This is a genomic window from Psychroserpens mesophilus (assembly GCF_050617655.1).
Lineage (GTDB): Bacteria > Bacteroidota > Bacteroidia > Flavobacteriales > Flavobacteriaceae > Psychroserpens > Psychroserpens mesophilus_A.
Genome location: NZ_JBODQC010000306.1, coordinates 1 through 255, shown reverse-complemented (window position 1 = coordinate 255; position 255 = coordinate 1). Strand labels below are relative to the sequence as shown.

The following is a 255-nucleotide window of genomic DNA, read 5'->3' as shown; positions in this document are numbered from 1 at the left end:
TAGTTCACTATCGGTCCCCCAGGAGTATTTAGCCTTGGCGGATGGTCCCGCCAGATTCACACAGGGTTTCACGTGCCCCGCGCTACTCAGGATACCGCTATCAATAATAAAACCTTGCCTGTACGGGACTATCACCCCCTATGGTCCAACTTTCCAGCTCGTTCCAGTTCAGTTTTACATCGAATATCGCGGTCCTACAACCCCAATATTGCCGAAACAACATTGGTTTGGGCTTCTCCGATTTCGCTCGCCGCT

Annotated in this window: 1 rRNA gene; it reads right to left on the bottom strand. The window is 51.4% G+C overall.

Going from position 1 to position 255, the window contains the following annotated elements:
- A 23S ribosomal RNA gene (locus ACRHNM_RS17370) occupies positions 1-255 on the bottom strand; the annotation flags it as partial.